This window comes from Nonomuraea helvata (genome assembly GCF_039535785.1).
Classification (GTDB): Bacteria; Actinomycetota; Actinomycetes; order Streptosporangiales; family Streptosporangiaceae; genus Nonomuraea; species Nonomuraea helvata.
On record NZ_BAAAXV010000001.1, the window covers coordinates 2350801 to 2368953 of the forward strand.

The following is an 18153-nucleotide window of genomic DNA, read 5'->3' on the forward strand; positions in this document are numbered from 1 at the left end:
TCGTGCCGCACATTGGTCTTCTTAGCTTCGTACATACTCCTCGCCGTCATCATCGGGCGACGCCGCCCCTGGACCGCCAGTCGCGACTCATCAGGCCCGCCTGCCGGGCGCTCGGTGCTTGCAGTTGGCTCACGGACCTCACTCACAGCTCCACCGTACCCGTATCCACCGACACCGCGTCAGACCGTCCATCGCATGTTCGCTCGGGACGTAACACGGTAATCACCCGGAATGTTCCCCTATGTTCGGCTTAAGCACACCTGACAGTAGATCTACTGCCTCGTCCACCGTCTCTACCCTGATACGTTCGCGTGATCCCTTAAGGCTCAATTCGCGGCCCCAAATTGTCCCGTCAGGGCCGCAGACGGCCGCGTACACGGTGCCGACCGGCTTGCCGTCCTGCGGCTCCGGCCCGGCCACCCCCGTCACGGCCAGCCCGTACGTGGCCCCGCACAGCCGCGCGACCCCGGCCGCCATGGCCGCGGCCACGTCGGGATGCACGGCCCCCTCACGCCGCAGCAACTCGTCCGGCACCCCCAGCAGCTCGTGCTTGAGATCGGTGGCGTACGAGATCACCCCGCCCCTGAACGCCTTGGACGAGCCCGACACGGACGTGATCGCGGCGCCGATGAGCCCTCCGGTCAGCGACTCGGCCACGGCCACCGTGGCGGACCGGCCCACCAGCATGCTCAGAACCTCGGCCACATCCGCCATCGATCACTCCCCGCGCGCCTGCTTCGCGACCTTGCGTAGTTTGACGGCCCTGACCAGATAGTCGACGCCCGTGCCCACGGTGATGACCAGTGCCGCCCCCATCACCACCCACCGGACGGGCCCCGGCACCCACGGCAGGAGATAGAGCACGATCGCGGCGATCTGCAGCACCGTCTTGATCTTGCCGCCGTAGCTGGCCGGGATGACGGCGTGCCGCAGCAGCACGAACCTGAGGACCGTGATGCCGATCTCCCTGCCGAGTATCGAGATGGTCACCCACCAGGGCAGCTCGTTGAGTATCGACAGGCTCACCAGCGCGGCGCCGGTGAGCGCCTTGTCGGCGATCGGGTCGGCGATCTTGCCGAAGTCGGTGATGAGGCCGTAGCGCCTGGCCAGCTCCCCGTCGAGGTGGTCGGTGATCGAAGCCACCGCGAAGACCCCGAGCGCGGTCACCCGCCAGCCCGTGCCCGGTATGAAGAGGCAGACGACGAAGAAGGGGACGAGCGCCAACCGGAGGACCGTGAGGACGTTGGCGATGTTCCACGGGCTCACCACCCGGCGCTCGTCCCTTTTCATGGACTTGCCTTGATGCGCGCGATCAGGTCGACGCCCTCGGCGTCGACCACGACTGCGCGCACGATCTGCCCCCTGACCAGGCCGATGCCCTGCACCGTCACGGAGCCGTCGACCTCGGGGCCCTGGTGCGCACCCCTGCCTTCGTAGCCGCCGTCGCCCAGGTCGTCGTCGATCAGCACGTCGACCTCGGTGCCGATGCGCTCCTCCGCGCGCTGGGCGGTCAGCTCCTCGGCCAGCTCGGTGAGCACGCGCACGCGCTCGTCGATGACCTCCTGGTCCAGCTTGCCCGGCAGGCCGGCCGCCTCCGTGCCGTCCTCGTCGGAATAGCCGAACACGCCGATCACGTCGAGCCTCGCCGCCTCCAGGAAGCCGACCAGCTCGCCGAACTCCTCCTCGGTCTCTCCGGGGAAGCCCACGATGAAGTTGGAGCGCACGCCGGCCTCTGGGGCGCGCTCGCGGACGGCCTGGAGCAGCCCCAGGAAGCGCTCCGGGTCGCCGAAGCGGCGCATCCGGCGCAGGACGCCACCGCTGGCGTGCTGGAAGGACAGGTCGAAGTAGGGGGCGACGCCGTCGGTGCCGGCGAGCACGTCGATCAGCCCGGGGCGCAGCTCGGCGGGCTGCAGGTAGCTGACCCGCACCCGGTCGATGCCCTCGACCGCGGCGAGCTGGGGCAGCAGCTTCTCCAGCGCCCGCAGGTCGCCCAGGTCCTTGCCGTAGGAGGTGGAGTTCTCGCTGACCAGGACGAGCTCGCGCACGCCCCTGTGGGCCAGCCAGTCGGCCTCCGCCAGCAGCTCGTCGGGCCGGCGCGAGACGTACGAGCCGCGGAAGGCCGGGATGGCGCAGAACGTGCAGCGCCTGTCGCAGCCGGAGGCCAGCTTGAGCGAGGCCACCGGGCTCTCGTCGAGCCGCTTGCGCAGCACGCGCGGGCCGCTCGCGGGCGCCAGGCCCTCGGGCAGGTCGCCGTGGCCTGGGATGTTGGCCTTGGGCGCGCTGGCACGGTCCACCGGCGAGATGGGCAGCAAGGTACGGCGGTCGCGTGGCGTGTGCGGCGTGAGCGACCGCCCGGCGAGCACGTCGTCGAGGCGCTCGCCGATCTCGGCGTAGTCGTCGAAGGAGATGACCGCGCCGGCCTCGGGCAGCGCGTCGGCCAGCTCCTTGCCGTAGCGCTCGGCCATGCAGCCCGCGGCCACGACCTTCGCGCCCGAGTCGGCGGCGGCCAGCAGCGTGTCGATGGAGTCTTTCTTGGCCGAGTCGATGAAGCCACACGTGTTGACGACGACGACGTCTGGGTCGTCGTCGCCCAGCTGCCAACCGGCAGCCTCAAGTCGCGCGGCCAGCTCCTCGGAGTCGACCTCGTTACGGGCGCAGCCCAGGGTGATCAGCGATGCGGTTCGGCGGGATGACATGGTGAACACTACGGTATCGGGAGTTGGCCACCACCCGATGCACGGGCTCCCGCCATACGCCTACCGGGAGGGTGGCTTGGCCGCCCCGAACGAGCGCCGCACGATCTCTCCCTTGCCCCCGAGCCGTCCCACCTTCTTGCCGTTGACCTGCAGGGACACCGCCGACGCGTCGGCCAGGAGCAGGTTCACCCGATCTTCGGCCTGCCACGTGGAGGTCTCTCCCTCCTTCATCGTCCCGGCGAACAGCTTGCGCCCCTTGGCGTCATGAGCCTGGACGTACGAGGTCCGCTTCGCCTTGATCGTGATCGTGACGATGCCCTTCCTCGCCCTCTCCGACGCGGGCTTGGGCCTCTCGACGACCGGCATGTTCGGCGGGACGCTGGGGCGGGCCGAGGCCGCCTGCACGTCGGCCGTACGCACCTGGTCGCTCGCGCCGCCCAGCACCCGCATCAGGCCGAAGACGACCACGATCGCCAGCGCCACCCCGAGCGCCATCGACCAGTTGGGCCCCCGCCGCTCCGGCACGTGGATCTTGCGGTCGGCCTGGAACACGGCCGAGGCCGCCACCGGCCTGGGCGCCCCGCCGTGCTGCTGGTCGTACAGGTGGACGGTGGCCTCTGGGTCGAGCCCGACGGCCTTGGCCACGGCCTTGACGTGCCCCCTGGTGTAGAAGTCTCCACCGCACTGGCTGTCGTCATCCTGCTCCAGGCCATGGATGATCGCTTCACGAATCCTGGTGGCCGCGCTGACCTGCTCGACCGTCAGCCCCGCCGACCGCCTCGCCGCCGCCAGCATGGCTCCGATGCTCTGCTCCTGCACAGCGAACGCCTCCCCCACGGCACCCACCACATTTCGTAGTGGCTTACATTCAACCAGTTACTACCCCGCAGGGATGCATTGGGGTCATTCGCCACGCAGATCGGCCAGCAAACCAGGCAGATCGTCCGGTTTGACCATGACCTCCCGAGCCTTGGAGCCCTCGCTCGGACCGACCACGTTCCGGCTCTCCAGCAGGTCCATCAGCCGCCCCGCCTTCGCGAACCCGACCCGCAGCTTGCGCTGGAGCATCGAGGTCGAGCCGAACTGGGTGGTCACGATCAGCTCGGCGGCCTGGATCAGCAGGTCGAGGTCGTCGCCGATGTCCTCGTCGATCTCCCGCTTGACCGGCGCGGCGGCGACGTCCTCCCGGTACTCGACCTGCATCTGCGTCTTGCAGTGGCCGACGATCTCGGCGATCTCCTTCTCGGAGACGAACGCGTTCTGGATGCGGATGGGCTTGCTCGCGCCCATCGGCAGGAACAGCGCGTCGCCCTGCCCGACCAGCTTGTCGGCGCCCGGCTGGTCGAGGATGACCCGCGAGTCGGTGAGGCTCGACACGGCGAACGCGAGCCTGGACGGCACGTTCGCCTTGATCAGGCCGGTCACGACGTCGACCGACGGCCGCTGGGTGGCGATCACGAGGTGGATGCCCGCCGCGCGGGCGAGCTGCGTGATGCGCACGATCGAGTCCTCGACGTCGCGCGGGGCCACCATCATCAGGTCGGCCAGCTCGTCCACGATCACCAGCAGATACGGGTACGGCTGGTAGACCCGCTCGCTGCCGGGCGGCGGCTGCAGCTTGCCCGCCCGCACGGCCTTGTTGAACTCGTCGACGTGCCGGAACCCCGACGCGGCCAGGTCGTCGTAGCGCCGGTCCATCTCGCCCACGACCCATTCGAGGGCCTCGGCGGCCTTCTTCGGGTTGGTGATGATCGGCGTGATCAGGTGGGGGATGCCCTCGTACACGCTGAGCTCGACCCGCTTGGGGTCCACCAGCACCATCCGCACCTCGTCGGGCGTGGCCCGCATCAGGATGCTGGTGATCAGCCCGTTCACGCAGACCGACTTACCGGCGCCGGTGGCGCCGGCGATGAGCAGGTGGGGCATCTTGGCGAGGTTCGCGACGATGGTGCGGCCCTCGACGTCCTTGCCCAGGCCGACGATCATGGGGTGATGGTCGGCCTGCGCCACCTGGGAGCGCAGCACGTCGCCCAGGGACACCAGGTCCTTGTCGGCGTTCGGGATCTCCACCCCGATCGCCGACTTGCCAGGAATTGGCGACAAAATCCGGACATCGGCGGACTTGACGGCGTACGCGATGTTCTTGGTGAGCGCCGTGACCTTCTCCACCTTGACCGCGGGCCCCAGCTCGATCTCGTAGCGGGTCACGGTCGGCCCCCGGGTGAACCCGATCACCTGCGCGTCGATGGTGAACTGCTCGAGCACGCTGGTCAGCGCGTTCACCACGGTGGTGTTGGCCTTGGTCTGCGGCTTGGGCGCCGTGCCCTGCTTGAGGAATTGCAGGTCAGGCAGGCTGTAAGGCCCCGCCTGCGGCGACAGCACGAGCTGCTCCACCTTGCGCGGCGCGGGCGTCGGCAGCGGCGGCTCCGGCCTCCTGTCGGCCTCGGCGGCGGGCGTCTCCTCCTCATCCGTCAGCCCCGGCACGATCTCGGGCGAGTGGTCGGGCCGCTTGTCGGCGTTCTCCGCCAGGACCGGGGTGTCGTACGGCTTGACCGTGTCCGCCCGCTCTTCGGGAGCCTTCTTGGCGGCCCTGGCCCGCTTCTTGCCCGGCTCCCGGGGGGCGGGCTCGGCATGCCGCTCGAACAGCATGTGCCTGAGCTCGGCGAGCCGCTCCGGGATCCGGTGCACGGGGGTGGCGGTGATCACCAGCACGCCGAACCCGGACAGGAGCAGCAGCAGCGGGATCGTGATCCACGGCGGCAGGATGCTCATCGGCGGCGCCGACACGATGAAGCCGATCATGCCGCCGGCCGCCGATATCTTGTCCATGCCCTGGCCCTCGCCGGCCGGGTAGGGGGTGCCGTTGGCGACGTGGATGACGCCCAGCACGCCGACCAGCAGCGCGGCCCATCCGATCACCATGCGGCCGGTGTCGGCGTTCTGGTCGGGGTGTCGCAGGTAGCGCCAGGCCAGCAGGCCGAGCAGCAGCGGCAGCGCCCAGGCCAGCGAGCCGAACACGCCGTGCACGGTCGCGTTCACCACGCTGGAGACGGCCCCGTCGGCGTTGCGCCACGTCATGGCCGCCAGCACGATCGCGCCCGCGAGCACGGTCAGGCCTACACCGTCGCGCCGGTGCACGGGATCCAGCTCGCGGGCGTTCTTGCCCAGCGCGCGAGCCGTGCTGCCGATGCCGTTGGCAAGCAGCATCCACAGACCGACGATCAGCTTGCCGATCATTGTGAAGACCCAGCTGATCGGGTCCTGGTGAGTCATCGAAGGCTTGCGGCCGGAGGCCGCCCTTGAGCGCCCCGCCGACGAGGTCCCGCGCTTCGCGGGCGTCGAGCGGGACGAGGTCGACCGCTTCGCCGGCCCCTTCGATGCGCTTTTCGGCGTACGGGTGGCCATGATGCCAAAGGTACGTCGGAGACACCGCGGAACGCGCGTAGGCACGCCGTACGGGGGCTCCAGCTCCACAACGGGAGGTATCGACGGCAAGGGTCTGCCACTCTGAGAGTGACCGAACTAACACATCGAGTGATGTACTAGGACGCAGAGTGGACACGACCAGGGTGTCGAGCACCGCTTTCGACGGGACCCCCCCATGCCCCGGCACATGCGCGCAGGTTCGTCCGCCAGGTGCTCGGCGAATGGCAGCTGACCCATCTGGCCGAAGACGCCGTCCTCCTGACCAGCGAACTCGTCACGAACGCCGTCGTGCACGCGGGCACCGGCATCGAGCTGACCTGCCGCCTGGACGTGGACGCCGACCCAGCGAAGCTGGAGATCGAGGTCGACGACCACCACCCGACGCGGAAGATCCTGGAGGCCGAGCCCGCTCCCGACTCGACACGCACCTCCGGGCGCGGCTTAGCGCTCGCGGGCATGCTGGCCGACGCCTGGGGCGTCACCTACACCAGGACCGCCAAGCGCGTCTGGGTGCGCATGGAGCTCGCCGACGGCTACGACGCGCACGAGGCCACGCCGGCGCCGCCCCGTACCGCTCCCGTCGAGACGCTGCACGTCGGCGTCGTCGTCGCCGACCGCGACGGGCTGGTGCAGTCGTGGAATCCGGAGGCGGAGGAACTGCTCGGCTGGCGGGCCGACCAGGCGATCGGCCGGCCGCTGGAGAAGCTGGTGGACTGGCGGGGCCACGGGCCGTACGCGCTGTCGCTGGCCGACACGCTCGACCTGGGCCGCTGGCGCGGCGAGGCACGCATGCGGCACAGTGACGGCAGCCTGCTCCCCGTCTACGTCTCCCACCTGCGTACGAAGGGGCAGCGATGCTCGATCTGGATGGTGGTGGCGCGTGAGCACGGCTATCTGCTGACGCCGCCGCTGCGCCGGGAGGCCGGTCGGCGCATCATGGACCTGCTCGACCAGGACATGCCGTTCGCGGAGCTGCTCGACACGATCGCCCAGATCGTGCAGATGTCCAGCGGCGGCGACGCCGCGTACGTGCTGCTGGCCGCGGACGGCGGCAACCGGTTCGGCGTGGCGGCAGGGGCGGGTGCGACGGCGGGGCTGGTGGGGGTGCTGGCCCCCGGCGTCTTCGGCGCGGAGCGCAGGACGCCCACGATGATCGAGGATCTCCTCGCCGTGGACGTCGAGCTGGCCCAGCAGCTGAACGCCAGGTCGCTGGCGTGCGCGCCGCTGCTCGTGAACGGCGAGCCGGCCGGCTACATCGTGGTGACGGCCGCCCAGCCGGGCCGCTTCGACGACGAGCTCACGGTCAGCCTCCAGCACATCGCCGGTCAGGTGGCCGGTCCGGTGCAACGCGAGCGGCTGGCCGAGCAGGACCGCGCGCACCGGGGGCGGCTCTCGTTCCTGGCCGAGGCGGGCGAGCTGCTGGCGGGCGTACACGACGACGAGCTGATCGCGGCGCTGACCGCGCAGCTCGTCGTGCCCAAGATCGCCACCTGGGCAGCCGTCTACCTGACCGATCTGGCGGGCATGACCAGGCTCTCGCACGTCTGGCACAGCGAGGAGCGCCACAACTCCGACCTGCGCAAGTCGCTGCCCGCCATCCCGCGCACCGCGCTCGACGAGGTGAGCTGGCCGGTGGGGCCGGAGACCGTGCTGTCGTTCCCGCTGGCCACCCAGGGCAGGTCGTACGGCGCGCTGGTGATCGGCCGCGCCGAGCCGACGCTGCCGCTGGAGGTGGCCGACCTGCTGGCGGACCTGTGCCGCCTGGTCGCGCTCAACCTGCACACCGCCCTGCTCTATGCCAGGCAGGCCACCACCTCGCGGGTGCTGCAGCGGAGCCTGCTGCCCATGCGGGTGGCGCCCATGCCGGGCCTGGAGTCCGCGGTCGTCTACGAGCCCGCCGGCGAGGGCACGGACGTCGGGGGCGACTTCTACGACCTGTTCACGGTGGCCGATCACTGGTGCTTCGCGCTGGGCGACGTGTGCGGCTGCGGCCCGGAGGCGGCCGCGGTCACGGGGCTGGCCCGCCACGCCGTACGCCTGCTGGCCAAGGAGCACTACACGGTGGCCGACATCTTCGACCGGCTCAACCACGCGCTGCTGGAGGAGGGCGAGGAGGGCAGGTTCCTCAGCCTGCTGTGCGGCGAGCTGACCCCGCTCCCCCAGGGCGGCGCGCTCTGCACGATCGCCTCGGCCGGCCATCCGCCGCCGCTCCTGCTGCGGCCGGACGGCAGGGTCGAGGCGATGGCGGCCCCGCAGCTGCTGCTGGGCATCGAGGCCGGTGCCAGGTTCTACGTCGAGACGTTCGAGCTGGCGCCGGAGGAGGTGCTGCTGTGCGTCACCGACGGGGTGACCGAGCGGCGCAACGGCGACCGGCTGCTCGACGACGGCGACGGGCTGGCCGCGCTGCTGTCCGGCTGCAGGGGGCTGAGCGCCCACGCGGTGGCCGAACGCGTCCGGCACGCGGTCGACACGTTCGCCGAGGAGCCGTCGCAGGACGACGTGGCCCTGATGGTGATCAAGGCCTCCGCCGCCCTGCATCGCGAGGGAGCGCCGTCGCCTGGACTGAGGAGCGCCGGGAGCGGAGCGACCAGAGCGACGAGGGAAGGCGACGGCTTCTCAGCGACCGAGCCGCCTCACGAAGTGAGGCCATGAGCAGCAGTCGTGAACCTGTAGGCCGTGGTCGAGGTGCGGCGCTCGCCCGGCCTCAGCACGGTGGAGGGGAACTGCGGCTGGTTGGGCGAGTCGGGGAAGTGCTGGGTCTCCAGGCACAGCCCGGCGAAGGGCCCGTACGGCGTCGCGCCCCCGTCGAGCATGCTGCCCGTGTAGAACTGCACGCCCGGCTCGGTCGTCGTGACCTCCATGGTCAGGCCGCCGGCCGTCACCTTGCAGCCGTCACCGCTGAGCACGTAGCAGTGGTCGTACTGGCCGTCGTACCGCTCGGCCACGGCGTGCGGCTCGGTGAAGTCGAACGGCGTGCCCTTGACCGGCGCGAGCTCACCCGTGGGGATCTTGTGCTCGTCCACCGGCAGGTAGTGGTCGGCGGCCAGCTGCACGACGTGGTCCCGTACGTCGCCTTCGCCCTTGAGGTTGAAGTAGGAGTGGTTGGTCAGGTTGACCACGGTCGGGGCGTCGGCCTCCGTGGCGTAGTCGATGCGGAGCGCGTCGTCCTCGAGCGTGTACGTGACCCAGGCCGTCAGCGTGCCCGGGTAGCCCTCGTCGCCGTCGGGGCTGACCAGCTTCAGCGTGACCGAGCCCTCGGTGCGTTCCTCGATGGACCACACCCTCCTGTCGAAGCCCTCGATGCCGCCGTGCAGGCTGGCGGCGCCGTTGTTGAGCGGCAGCTCGTACTCGACGCCGTCCAGGGTGAAGCGGCCGTTCGCGATGCGGTTGCCGTACCGGCCGACGACCGCGCCGAAGTAGCGGCTGCGGGTCTGGTAGTCCTCCAGCGTGTCGAGGCCGAGCACGACGTTGCGGCCCGACACCTCCAGCGAGCGCACGATGGCGCCGTACGTGAGGACCTCGGCGCGCAGCCGTCCCGACGACAGCTCCACCTGTTCGACGCTCTCCCCCGACGGCAGCGTTCCGAAGATCATGTTTGGGCCCTTCCCGTGGACTCGCGGACTATGAGGGCGGTGTCGAGGGTCACTGTCGCGCCCTCGCCCCCCGACTGGAGCAGCAGGTCGACGGCCATCCTCCCGGCGGCCACGGCCGGCATGGCGACGGTGGTCAGCTTGGGCCGGTTGAGCCGCCCCGGAAGGATGTCGTCGAACCCGATGACGCTTATCTTCTCTGGTACCCCAATCTCCATCGCGGACAGCCCCTCGATGAGGCCGAGCGCCACGAGGTCGTTGTACGCGAGCACCGCGGTCGCCCCGCAGGCCGCCACGTCCGCCGCCACCGACAGGCCGCCCGACTCGGTGGGCTGGTTGGGTCCGAAGAAGACGAGGTCGAGCCCGGGGGCCTCGGCGGCGGCGCCCTGCATCTCGTTGCTGGTCCACGAGCCGATGGGGCCCGACACGAGCGCGATCCTGCGGTGGCCGAGGCCGGCCAGGTGCTCCAGCGCGAGCTTGGCGCCCTGGGCGACGTTCATCAGCACGGCGGGCATGCCCTTGATCCGCCGGTTGATCACCACGAAGGGCACGTCCTCCGCCAGGCGCTCGATCATCTTGTTCGACAGCCGGGGGCTGCACAGCAGGACGCCGTCCACCTGCTTGGTGAACGTCCTGATCAGCTCCTCCTCCACCCGCGGGTCCTCGTCGGTGTCGGCCACGAACACGTGGTAGTCCCGGCCCCTGGCCTGCGCCTGGGCGGCCTTGATGAGCGGCGGGAAGAACGGGTTGGAGATGTCGGCCACGATCAGGCCCATGTTGAACGTGCGCCCGGTGGTGAGCGCCCTGGCCGCGCGGTTGGGGCGGTAGCCGAGGTCGTCGGCGGCGGCCAGCACGCGGCTCCTGGTGGCAGGATTGACCAGATGCGGCGCGGAGAAGGTGCGGGACACAGTGGACACGTGGACGCCGCAGGCACGCGCCACGTCCTTGATCGTCGCCGCCATCGCCGTCCTCCCTTTGCAAACGGTTGCCAGACTAAACCTTGACCTTCATACCTTCGGTCGTCAAGGTTCTTGCAACCGGTTGCTCCAAGGGCCGAGCGAAACGCCGCACCTCCCCGTACCGGCGGGGCGGGGTTACCAGCGCTCGCCCAGTGCGTTGAGGGTGAACACGCCTCCGGCGCGGTCGTGGAGCGGCTCCGAGAGGTCCGGTTCGCCCTGCTCGGCGATGAGGGCCGCGGCCATGGGCTCGGAGGAGTCGCGGGAGACGTACCCGATGGACTTGGCCTCCTCCAGCGACCACCACCGCCGCGCGTTGTCCGAGACGCCCCAGACCACGTGATACCCGGGCGCGGTCAGCGCCGCCTCGATCAAGCGGGTCAGGTCGTCGGCCGAGATCCAGGTGGCCAGGCCGCGCGTGTCGCCGGGGGCCTCGTTGCAGGTGCCGAGCCGGATCACGGTCACGTTCATGCCGAACCGGTCGTGGTAGAGACTCCCGAGCGCCTCCATGACGACCTTGCTCACCCCGTAAAAGGTGTCGGGCCGGGGAAAGGCGTAGTCGGGCAGCTCGGAGCCGTCGGCGGGGCGGGTCTGGAAGCCGGCCGCGTGGTGGCTGCCCATGAGCACCAGGTGCCGGACGCCTTCTTCGCGGGCGGCCTCAAGAAGCACTTGCATCCCGTTGACGTTGGCCTGCACTATGTCGGCCCAGGGAGCCTCCCGGCTCTCGCCACCGAGATGGATCACCGCGTCCACGCCCTTCATCGCCTCGGCCACCTGTGCCGGGTCGGCGAGGTCGGCCGTGACCCACTCCTCACCGGCGCCCGGCTCCACCGGGTGGAGGTCGGAAAGCCGCAGCGTGCGGCCGTCGCGGGCGAGCCGTGGGCGGAGCAGCGTGCCGACTTTTCCCGCGGCTCCGGTCATAAGAATGCGCATGCATCCATGATGTACACGATTCTGACTGAAATTCACATCCTTGAATATTGACCGTGAACCATGCAGCTAGTTACGTTCACAGGCACGAGTTCAAGTCCACGACTCATGTCCACGTATGTGAACGGGAGGCGGTCTGATGTCACGTCGTCTGCTGGGGGTCGCGATCACGGCGACCCTGGCCGTAACGCTGACAGGCTGCGGTTCCGGGGGATCAGGTTCAGACAACGCGCTGGAGATCTGGATCAGGCAGGCGCCCGATTCCGACTCCGCCAAGACGGCGGTGAAACTCGCCGACGCATTCACCAAGGCCAGCGGGGTGAAGACGAAAGTCGTCGCGCTATTCGACGACTTCGAGACCAAGCTGAACCAGCAGGCCGCCCAGAAGAAGCTTCCCGACATCGTCATCAACGACACTGCCCAGCTCGGCAACATGCACTCGCAGGGCTGGCTCCGCGAGATCGACAAGGCCTCGCTCGCCGGCGGCGACAAGCTGTCCGACCGCGCCTGGCAGGCCGCGACGGGGGCGGACGGCAAGTTCTACGGCACCCCGTTCTCCGCCCAGGCGTTCGCGCTCATCGTACGGAAGGACTGGCGCGAGAAGGTCGGCATGGAGCCGCCCAAGAGCTGGGACGACCTGGCCAAGCTGGCTCAGGCGTTCACCCAGAAGGACCCCGACGGCAACGGCAAGGCCGACACGGCGGGCTTCGTCATCCCCGCGGGCACCAAGCGCGGCTACGCCTCCTGGTACGCCTCCTCCTACATCTACGGCAACGGCGGCGACTTCATCAAGGGCACCGGCGGCGGCCACTTCCAGGCCACGGTCAACGACCCGAAGACGGTCGAGGCCGTCCAGTACCTGCAGGACCAGTTCTGCAAGGCCAAGACCGTCAACCCGGGCGCGGTCAGCAACGACACGACCGTCACGCACGAGGTCTTCGAGAAGGGCCAGGGCGGCATCTACCTGGTCGGCCCGTACGTGCTCGCGAGGTTCGTCAAGAGCATCGGCACCGACAAGATCGAGGTGCTGCCCCTGCCCAAGGGTCCGACCGGCGGCCCCGGCACGCTCGGCGAGGGCGAGAACGTCTACCTGATGGCCGGCTCCGACCAGCAGGACGCGCAGAAGAAGTTCGCCGAGTTCGCGATCTCCCCTGAGGGCCAGAAGATCGGCATGAACAAGGACGCCAACGGCGCCATCGTCCGCCTGCCCGTCAACACCCAGGTCGACATGGCCGGCGAGCGGCAGGACCCGCGGTGGAAGGTGTTCCAGGACGCCTACGCCAACGCCGTCTACGCCCCGCCCGTCCCGAACTGGGCGCCGATCCGCCAGGACTCCGCCGACTCCATCAACGCGGTCTGGGCCGACTGCTCCGCGAACGTCAAGACGGCGATGGACCAGCTGAACACCAAGCTCACGCAGGAACTCCAGAGCCAGAAAGCGTCATGACCTCCACACTCACCCCGGCTCCCGGCCGCACGGCGACCCCCCATCGCCGCACCAAGCGGGTGCGGTGGCGGGGGCCGCTGATGGCCTGGCTGTTCCTGGCGCCCGCTCTCCTGCTGTTCCTGTACTTCAAGTTCATCCCGATGTTCGTGGGCCTGTGGAAGAGCTTCTTCAAGGTCCAGACGTTCCTCGGTGACGAGTGGCTCGGCCTCGAGAACTACAAGACGATCATCAGCGACGCTGACTTCGCCGCGGCCATCTGGCACAGCATCCTGCTGGCGCTGGGCACCACGATCGGCTCGCTCGTGCTGGGCCTCGGGTTCGCGCTGCTCATCGAGGGTCCCGCCCGCTATCTGTGGTTCGTACGGACTGCCGCCTTCCTGCCGGTCGTCACCACGATGGCGGCCGTGGCCGAGGTGTGGCGCATCATGTTCCACCCGGCCGACAGCGGGATGCTCAACACGATCATCGGCTGGGTCGGCGTCGATCCCCAGCCATGGCTGGCCAGCGAGCACTCCTCGCTCTGGTCGATCATGCTGATGAGCATCTGGCGCGGCACGCCGTACGACATGATGATCTTCCTGGCGGGGCTGGTCGGCGTCGACCGCACGCTCTACGAGGCGGCGGCCGTGGACGGCGCCTCCACCTGGCACCGGCTGCGGCACATCACGCTGCCCGCCCTGCGGCCGGTGTTCTGGATCCTGTTCACGCTGGCGGCCATCCGCGGGCTGCGGGTCTTCGTCGAGGTGTACGTCCTGACGAACGGCGGTCCGAACGGCTCGTCCGAGGTGCTGATGACGCTGATCTACAAGCTCGGGTTCCAGAAGAACGATCTGGGCGTGGCCTCGGCGGGCGGGATCGTGCTGTTCCTGGCCACGCTGGCACTCACCCTGATCGCTCAGATGCTGCGCAGGAGGCAGGCGAGATGAGGTTCGACAGCGCCCTGGGGCTGGAGTCGCGCAAGGGCCCCATGGCCGTTGCCGGAAAGGTCCTGATTTATGGCTTTATGGTGGTGGTTTTCACCGGGCCGCTGGTCGGACTGCTGGTGAGCGCGTTCAGCAAGACCCTGGACCCCACCTCCTTCTCCCTCTGGCCGGACGAGTTCACCCTGGAGAACTTCGTCCAGGCCAAGGAGAAGAACGTCTACCTCTATCTCCTGAACTCCTTCATCGTCGTGGGCTTCGGCCTGCTGCTGCAGATGCTCGTGAGCGTCTTCGCCGCGTACTCGCTGGCGCGCAAGAAGTTCCGCGGGATGACCTTCGTGCTGCTGCTCATGCTCACCACGATGATGCTGCCGGAGGAGATCATCGCGATCCCTCTCTCGCTCGTCCTGTCCGACATGCCGCTGCTGCACGTCAACCTCATCGGCACGTACGCGGGCATGATCCTGCCGGTCGGCGCCTGGGGCTTCTCCATCCTGGTCATGACCGAGTTCATGAAGGAGGTGCCGGTAGAGCTGGAGGAGGCGGCCCGCATCGACGGCGCGGGTGAGCTGCGCATCTTCGCCACCATCATCGTGCCGCTGTGCCGTCCGGCGCTCGGCGTGATCGGGGTCTTCGGCTTCACCATGATCTGGGACCAGTACCTGCTGCCCCTGATCGTCGCGCCGGAGTCGAGCATGTGGACGCTGCCCATCGCGCTGCGGTCGCTCCGCTCCGACGAGGAGGTGGGCATCGGCGTCCTGCTGGCGGCCTCGCTGCTGGCGCTGCTGCCGTCGATCATCGCGTTCCTGGCCTTCCAGCGGCAGTTCATGCGAGGTCTGACAAGCGGCGCCATCAAGGGTTAAGCGTCCATGTATCTGGACGCAATCCAATATTCTGGATCTCCGAAGCCGCAGTCGAGATGGGATGAGTATGGAGCCTCAGCTGGTCAAGTCCGCAGAGCGGACGGTACGCATCCTGGAGGCCCTGGCCGAGTCGCACAACCACCTGACGCTGTCGGAGCTCCAGCAGCGCACCGGCTTCCCGCGGAGCAGCCTGCACGCCCTCATGCGGACGCTGGTCGAGCTCAACTGGGTCGAGACCGACTCGGCGAGGTCGGCGTTCGGCATCGGGCCGCACGCCCTGCTGACCGGCACCGCGTACCTCGACAAGGACCCCGCGCTGCCCTTCGCGCAGGAGACCCTGGAGGACCTGCGGGCGGAGGTCGGGCAGACCGCCCACTTCGCCCGCCGGGACGGCGCGCACGTCCTCTACCTGGCCACCCGCGAGTCGCGTGAGGCCGACCACGTGATCCCCAGGGTGGGCCGGCGTCTGCCCGCCCACGTCACGGCGCTCGGGCAGGTGCTGCTCGCCCAGCTCACGGACGACGAGGTGGTGGCGCTGCTGCCCGAGCCGCTGGACGGGCTGACCGAGCACTCGATCACCGATCTGAACAAGCTGACCGGCGAGCTCGACCAGGTCCGCACCCGGGGCTGGGCGTACGAACGCGAGCAGGGCACGCCCGGCCTGGCCTGCGTGGCCGTCGCGGTCGACTACCGCATTCCGGCCACGGACGCGATCAGCTGCGCCATGCCCGCGAGGCTCGGACCCGCCGAGGTCGAGCAGGTCACCGAGGCAGTGATCAAACACACCCGCAAGCTGGCTGCCACTCTCCGCAGGGAGGGCATCCGCTAGAAAGGACTGTCGATGCGGCTGGATGGTGTTCTCTTCTTTCCGGTGACCCCCTTCGACGCCGATGGCGACCTCGCCGAACCCGCTCTGGCCCGGCATGTCGCCGAGGGGGTCGCCGCAGGGGCGGGAGGGGTGTTCACCGCGTGCGGCACCGGCGAGTTCAACGCCCTCGACCTCGACGAATACACCCGCGTGGTGGCCGTCTCCGTGGCCTCCGCCGCGGGCCGCCTCCCCGTCTTCTCCGGCGCCGGCGGCCCGCTGCCCGCCGCCAGGGCCATCGCTCGCGCCGCCGCCGCGCAGGGCGCCGACGGGCTGCTGCTGATGCCTCCCTACCTGGTCAGCGGCCCTCCCGCCGGCCTGGTGCGCTATGTGCGCGAGGTGGCCGCGTCCGTCGACCTGCCGGTCGTCATCTACCAGCGCGGCACCGCCCGCTTCTCCCCCTCCGCCGTCGCCGAGCTGGCCGAACTGCCCAACGTCGTCGGTTTCAAGGACGGGCTGGGCGACTTCGACCTGCTTCAGCGGATCATCCTGACCGTACGGCGCTCGACCCGGAAGGACTTCACCTTCTTCAACGGGCTGCCCACCGCCGAGCTGACCGTGCCGGCCTACCGAGGGCTCGGCGTGAGCCTGTACTCGAGCGCCGTGTTCGCGTTCGCGCCAGAGATCGCGCTGGCCTTCTACAAGGCGATCACGGGTGGGGACGAGGTGCTGACGCAACGGCTGTTGACCGAGTTCTACCTGCCGCTGGTGGAGCTGCGGGACCTCGTACCGGGGTACGCGGTCTCGCTGGTCAAGGCGGGGGTGCGGATGCGAGGGTTGGAGGTGGGAGGCGTACGGGCACCGCTGGTGGACCCGGCGCCCGAGCACCTGGAGTGCCTGGAACGGATCATTGCGAAAGGGCTGGAGATCGCCGGCGCCTGACCCTCGCCGTCCGCGACTGGGTCCGCCCCGGGAAACCCGACGGCTTTCGGGGCGAACCGGGTTCGCCCCGAAAGCCCAGCAGCCCCCGGGGCGAACCCGCTCACGCCTCCAGGCGGCCGTCCACCCTCCGCGGAATGGACAGCGGGTTGCCGTCCTTGAGCTCGTCGGGCAGCAGCGCCTGCGGCCAGTCCTGGTACGCCGTGGGCGCCAGCCACCGCTCGATCGCCGTGGCCCCGACAGACGTGGAGGTCGTGGTCGCGGCGGGCCAAGGACCACCGTGATGCATCGCCCAGCACACAGCCACTCCGGTCGGCCACCCGTTCCAGATGAGCCGGCCGGCCTTCCGCCCCAGAACCTCGGCGACCTCTCCGGCCTCGTCCGGGTCGGTGCCGTGGACGGTCGCGGTCAGCGACCCTTCCAGGCGCTCAAGCACCGGCCGCAAGTCAGAAATTTCCCGATACGTCACCACGATCGACGCCGGGCCGAAGCACTCCTCGGCGATACGCGGCAGCTTCTCCTCGAACGTGTCGACATCGGCGGTGAACACCTTGGGCGTGACCGCCCAGCTGCCCTCGCCCGGCTTGCCCTCGGCCAGCAGCCGCAGCTCGCCCAGCCGCTCGACGCCCCCGAGGTACCCGTCCCTGATCCGCTCGGCCAGCATGGGACCGCCAGTGGTGCCCTCGACCGCCTCGACGAGGGCGTCCCGCAGCTCGTCGCCCTCTGGCACGAACATGAGCCCCGGGTTGGTGCAGAACTGCCCGACGCCCAGCGTCAGCGACCCGGCGAACCCCGCGGCCACCTCCTTGGCCGGCGCGGACGGCAGCACGACGACGGGGTTGACGCTGCCCAGCTCACCGAAGAACGGGATCGGCACCTCGCGCTCGTCGATCAGCCGCTGGATGGCCTTGCCCCCGGCCACGGACCCGGTGAACCCGGCCGCGACCACACCGGGGTGCTGCACCAGGTCGGCCCCGGCCTGCATGCCCTGTACCAGACCCAGCAGGTCGGGATCGGGCAGCGCCTCGCGGACGATCTTCGCCACCCGCTCGGAGGTGTTCGGATGCCCAGGATGCGCCTTGACCACCACCGGACACCCCGCGGCCAGCGCGGACGCCGTGTCGCCTCCGGCCACCGAGAACGCGAACGGGAAGTTGCTGGCCGCGAAGACGGCGATCACACCCGGCAGCGGGTGCTTCATCCGCCGCACGTCGGGCCGGGGCGGCGCGAGGGAGGCATCGGCGTGATCGATGATGGCCTCGACATAACCGCCGTCCCTGAGGACCTGCGCGAAGAGCCGGAACTGCCCCGCCGTACGCGCGACCTCGCCGCGCAGCCGTACCTCGCCGAGCGCGGTCTCCTGGTCGGCGAGCTGCCACAGCTCGTCCACGTGCGCGGCGAGGGCGTCGGCGACGGCCTCGAGTGCGAGCGCCCGCTCAGCCGCCGGAGTCGCCCGCCAGGCCGTGCCGGCGGCGGCCGCGGCGGAAACGATCGTGTCGACCCCGGCGCTGTCGGTTTCGGACAGTGCGGCGCCAACGGTCTCGCCGGTCCTGGGGTCGTGTCCGTAGATCATCGAAAGGC

The 18153-nt window shown here is 69.6% G+C and carries 15 protein-coding genes and 1 pseudogene; 7 read left to right on the forward strand and 9 right to left on the reverse strand.

What is annotated here, in order from left to right; genetic code table 11:
* Positions 1-222: 222 nt before the first annotated feature.
* From ABD830_RS10820 to ABD830_RS10840, 5 genes are all read right to left on the reverse strand, one after another.
* Positions 223-714 carry a CinA family protein gene (locus tag ABD830_RS10820; protein WP_344986461.1) on the reverse strand — a complete coding sequence of 164 codons (492 nt, stop codon included), beginning with the start codon at positions 712-714 and terminating at the stop codon, positions 223-225.
* A 3-nt stretch (positions 715-717) separates the two neighbouring features.
* The gene (gene pgsA / locus ABD830_RS10825) at positions 718-1290 is read right to left on the reverse strand and encodes a CDP-diacylglycerol--glycerol-3-phosphate 3-phosphatidyltransferase (RefSeq protein WP_344986463.1); all 573 of its coding nucleotides are present in this window, start codon (positions 1288-1290) and stop codon (positions 718-720) included.
* Positions 1287-2696 (reverse strand): 30S ribosomal protein S12 methylthiotransferase RimO, encoded by a 1410-nt coding sequence (gene rimO, locus ABD830_RS10830; protein WP_344986464.1) that lies wholly within the window; start codon positions 2694-2696, stop codon positions 1287-1289. Before rimO ends, pgsA begins: the two co-directional genes overlap by 4 nt.
* A 60-nt stretch (positions 2697-2756) precedes the next feature.
* Entirely contained in the window at positions 2757-3533 is a 777-nt protein-coding gene (locus ABD830_RS10835) for a helix-turn-helix domain-containing protein (protein WP_344986465.1), read from the reverse strand.
* A gap of 66 nt (positions 3534-3599) precedes the next feature.
* Positions 3600-6101, reverse strand: coding sequence for a DNA translocase FtsK (locus ABD830_RS10840; RefSeq protein ID WP_344986466.1), 2502 nt, complete (start codon positions 6099-6101; stop codon positions 3600-3602).
* Positions 6102-6317: 216 nt separating this feature from the next.
* On the opposite strand from ABD830_RS10840, the pseudogene ABD830_RS10845 reads away from it, so the two are divergent.
* Positions 6318-6956 (forward strand): annotated as a pseudogene (locus ABD830_RS10845) (ATP-binding protein); the annotation flags it as partial.
* A 123-nt stretch (positions 6957-7079) separates the two neighbouring features.
* Positions 7080-8774, forward strand: a complete 1695-nt coding sequence (locus ABD830_RS10850; protein ID WP_344987661.1) for a GAF domain-containing SpoIIE family protein phosphatase — start codon at positions 7080-7082, stop codon at positions 8772-8774.
* Here ABD830_RS10850 and ABD830_RS10855 read toward each other — a convergent pair.
* From ABD830_RS10855 to ABD830_RS10865, 3 genes are all read right to left on the reverse strand, one after another.
* Positions 8756-9715 carry an aldose epimerase family protein gene (locus ABD830_RS10855; RefSeq protein WP_344986467.1) on the reverse strand — a complete coding sequence of 320 codons (960 nt, stop codon included), beginning with the start codon at positions 9713-9715 and terminating at the stop codon, positions 8756-8758. The two genes, ABD830_RS10850 and ABD830_RS10855, sit on opposite strands and share 19 nt — an antisense overlap.
* Positions 9712-10674: a LacI family DNA-binding transcriptional regulator gene (locus tag ABD830_RS10860; RefSeq protein WP_344986468.1), complete on the reverse strand. Its 963-nt coding sequence runs from the start codon at positions 10672-10674 to the stop codon at positions 9712-9714. Before ABD830_RS10860 ends, ABD830_RS10855 begins: the two co-directional genes overlap by 4 nt.
* A 132-nt stretch (positions 10675-10806) precedes the next feature.
* A complete protein-coding gene (locus ABD830_RS10865; protein WP_344986469.1) occupies positions 10807-11601 on the reverse strand; it encodes an NAD-dependent epimerase/dehydratase family protein in 795 nt (264 codons plus the stop codon).
* Positions 11602-11737: 136 nt separating this feature from the next.
* Here ABD830_RS10865 and ABD830_RS10870 point away from each other — a divergent pair, with 136 nt between their 5' ends.
* From ABD830_RS10870 to ABD830_RS10890, 5 genes are all read left to right on the forward strand, one after another.
* Positions 11738-13045 (forward strand): sugar ABC transporter substrate-binding protein, encoded by a 1308-nt coding sequence (locus tag ABD830_RS10870; RefSeq protein WP_344986471.1) that lies wholly within the window; start codon positions 11738-11740, stop codon positions 13043-13045.
* A complete protein-coding gene (locus ABD830_RS10875) occupies positions 13042-13971 on the forward strand; it encodes a carbohydrate ABC transporter permease (RefSeq protein ID WP_344986474.1) in 930 nt (309 codons plus the stop codon). Before ABD830_RS10870 ends, ABD830_RS10875 begins: the two co-directional genes overlap by 4 nt.
* The gene (locus ABD830_RS10880) at positions 13968-14828 is read left to right on the forward strand and encodes a carbohydrate ABC transporter permease (RefSeq protein WP_344986477.1); all 861 of its coding nucleotides are present in this window, start codon (positions 13968-13970) and stop codon (positions 14826-14828) included. The genes ABD830_RS10875 and ABD830_RS10880 overlap by 4 nt, the downstream gene beginning before the upstream one ends.
* 67 nt (positions 14829-14895) lie before the next feature.
* Positions 14896-15657 (forward strand): IclR family transcriptional regulator, encoded by a 762-nt coding sequence (locus ABD830_RS10885; RefSeq protein ID WP_344986479.1) that lies wholly within the window; start codon positions 14896-14898, stop codon positions 15655-15657.
* 12 nt (positions 15658-15669) lie between these two features.
* A complete protein-coding gene (locus ABD830_RS10890; RefSeq protein ID WP_344986480.1) occupies positions 15670-16575 on the forward strand; it encodes a 5-dehydro-4-deoxyglucarate dehydratase in 906 nt (301 codons plus the stop codon).
* Positions 16576-16675: 100 nt separating this feature from the next.
* On the opposite strand, the gene ABD830_RS10895 is transcribed toward ABD830_RS10890, so the two are convergent.
* Positions 16676-18145 carry an aldehyde dehydrogenase (NADP(+)) gene (locus ABD830_RS10895; protein WP_344986481.1) on the reverse strand — a complete coding sequence of 490 codons (1470 nt, stop codon included), beginning with the start codon at positions 18143-18145 and terminating at the stop codon, positions 16676-16678.
* Positions 18146-18153 lie beyond the last annotated feature (8 nt).

Bases quoted from the DNA above. Each gene is read 5' to 3' on its own strand.
- ABD830_RS10820 (WP_344986461.1), bottom strand. From the start codon at position 714: ATGGCGGATGTGGCCGAGGTTCTGAGCATGCTGGTGGGCCGGTCCGCC.
- pgsA (WP_344986463.1), bottom strand. From the start codon at position 1,290: ATGAAAAGGGACGAGCGCCGGGTGGTGAGCCCGTGGAACATCGCCAAC.
- rimO (WP_344986464.1), bottom strand. From the start codon at position 2,696: ATGTCATCCCGCCGAACCGCATCGCTGATCACCCTGGGCTGCGCCCGT.
- ABD830_RS10840 (WP_344986466.1), bottom strand. From the start codon at position 6,101: ATGGCCACCCGTACGCCGAAAAGCGCATCGAAGGGGCCGGCGAAGCGG.
- ABD830_RS10850 (WP_344987661.1), top strand. From the start codon at position 7,080: ATGCCGTTCGCGGAGCTGCTCGACACGATCGCCCAGATCGTGCAGATG.
- ABD830_RS10855 (WP_344986467.1), bottom strand. From the start codon at position 9,715: ATGATCTTCGGAACGCTGCCGTCGGGGGAGAGCGTCGAACAGGTGGAG.
- ABD830_RS10860 (WP_344986468.1), bottom strand. From the start codon at position 10,674: ATGGCGGCGACGATCAAGGACGTGGCGCGTGCCTGCGGCGTCCACGTG.
- ABD830_RS10865 (WP_344986469.1), bottom strand. From the start codon at position 11,601: ATGCGCATTCTTATGACCGGAGCCGCGGGAAAAGTCGGCACGCTGCTC.
- ABD830_RS10870 (WP_344986471.1), top strand. From the start codon at position 11,738: ATGTCACGTCGTCTGCTGGGGGTCGCGATCACGGCGACCCTGGCCGTA.
- ABD830_RS10875 (WP_344986474.1), top strand. From the start codon at position 13,042: ATGACCTCCACACTCACCCCGGCTCCCGGCCGCACGGCGACCCCCCAT.
- ABD830_RS10880 (WP_344986477.1), top strand. From the start codon at position 13,968: ATGAGGTTCGACAGCGCCCTGGGGCTGGAGTCGCGCAAGGGCCCCATG.
- ABD830_RS10885 (WP_344986479.1), top strand. From the start codon at position 14,896: ATGGAGCCTCAGCTGGTCAAGTCCGCAGAGCGGACGGTACGCATCCTG.
- ABD830_RS10890 (WP_344986480.1), top strand. From the start codon at position 15,670: ATGCGGCTGGATGGTGTTCTCTTCTTTCCGGTGACCCCCTTCGACGCC.
- ABD830_RS10895 (WP_344986481.1), bottom strand. From the start codon at position 18,145: ATGATCTACGGACACGACCCCAGGACCGGCGAGACCGTTGGCGCCGCA.